Annotated in this window: 1 protein-coding gene; it reads left to right on the top strand. The window is 47.1% G+C overall.

Translation table 11 applies throughout. The annotated features are described in order from the left end of the window. Positions 1–1,678 (top strand): hypothetical protein (locus tag CXF93_RS21950; protein ID WP_198551572.1); only part of this gene is annotated, 1,678 nt, incomplete at both ends.

The following is a 1,678-nucleotide window of genomic DNA, read 5'->3' as shown; positions in this document are numbered from 1 at the left end:
TGTGTCTTTATCTGGCGAGCAGCAAGGTCAAGACGTGAAGGTTACGGTGAGCATCACGCAGAATGTGCCGTTAGACCATAACGGTTCAAGTGATGGTGGTTACGTAACTTTTGACGGTGACAATATTCACATCAATGTACCGGTGCAAGCGACCGATACCGACGGTGATGATTTAGATGCACCAGCTAATGTAGATATCACGATAACAGATGGTGAAAACCCATCGTTCGGTATTGATTCTGGTGTGACAATTAATGAGTCAACAGACGAAAACAAGGTAATTGAAGGTCAGATCCCGCTGAATGTGGGTTCTGATGAAATCGAGACCATCGTATTCCAATCAAATCAACCAAGTTTTGCTGGCATTACGAGTAATGGTCAGGCGACTACATTCACGGTTGTCGGTAATACATTAACGGTACTGGATAGCGCAGATAAACCAGTGATGACAGTGATCATCGCGACAGATGGCTCATACAAAGTCACGGTAACAGGTCCAATCGATCAAGGTGATAGCGAATCAACCAATATTAATTTGAACGTGACTGCGACAGATAAAGACGGCGACAGTACAGATGGCGCAATGGACATCAGTATCACTGATGGCAAGAATGCCGTGGGTGGCGATGACGGTGCGCTAACACTGGCTGAAGGTAATTTAGATGTTGATGGTAACGGTGTAGGCGGAGCAGATACCAGCTACCCAGCATCACAATCTTGCTCGTTTGTAATCAAGGCGGGTGAAGACCGTTTAGTTCCAGATTCGATTGTTATCGACCCTGCTTTACAAGCTGCGTTAATCGCAGAGCTGCAAGCTGAGCTAACGTCAGGCGGGCAAGCACTGACCTTTAGCGTCGATAGTGATGGCAATCTTGTTGGTGCATTAAACGGCGTTGTTGCTGTTACGGTGTCTTTATCTGGCGAGCAGCAAGGTCAAGACGTGAAAGTTACGGTGACCATCACGCAGCATGTCCCGTTAGATCATACGAATACTGGCGACACCGGCGGCTACATAACGTCCGCTAATGATGAAATTCACATCAATGTGCCAGTGCAAGCGACCGATACCGATGGAGATGATTTAGATGCGCCAGCTAATGTAGATATCACGATAACAGATGGTGAAAATCCATCGTTTGGTACTGATTCTGGTGTGACCATTAATGAGACCGATGATAAAGGCGAGACAATGTCTGGTCAGATCCCATTAAATGTGGGCTCAGATGCGATTGACAGTATTGTCTTCCAAGCAGCGCAACCTGGATTAACGGGGATCACGAGTAACGGCGCAGTGACCACGTTTACGGTTGTTGATAATATATTAACCGTACTCGACAGTACGGGCGATGCGGTGATGACAGTCACTATCGCGACGGATGGTTCATACCAAGTAATTGTCACTGGTCCTGTTGATCAAAGTGACAGTGAATTAACCAATATTAATTTGGGTGTGACAGCGACCGATAATGATGGCGATAGCACTGACGGCACATTGGCTATTTCCCTTACGGATGGCAGCAATGCCGCGGGCGGCGATGACGGTGTGCTAACACTGGCTGAAGGCGATTTGGATGTTGATGGTAACGGTCTTGGTGGTACAGATACCACTTACCCGGAATCACAATCTGGCTCGTTTGTGATTCAAGCGGGTGAAGATCGTCTTGTTCCTGATTCAATA

The organism is Moritella sp. Urea-trap-13 (assembly GCF_002836355.1).
GTDB lineage: Bacteria > Pseudomonadota > Gammaproteobacteria > Enterobacterales > Moritellaceae > Moritella.
Note: the sequence above shows the minus strand (reverse complement) of the source record. Positions and strands in the feature narration are given on the sequence as shown.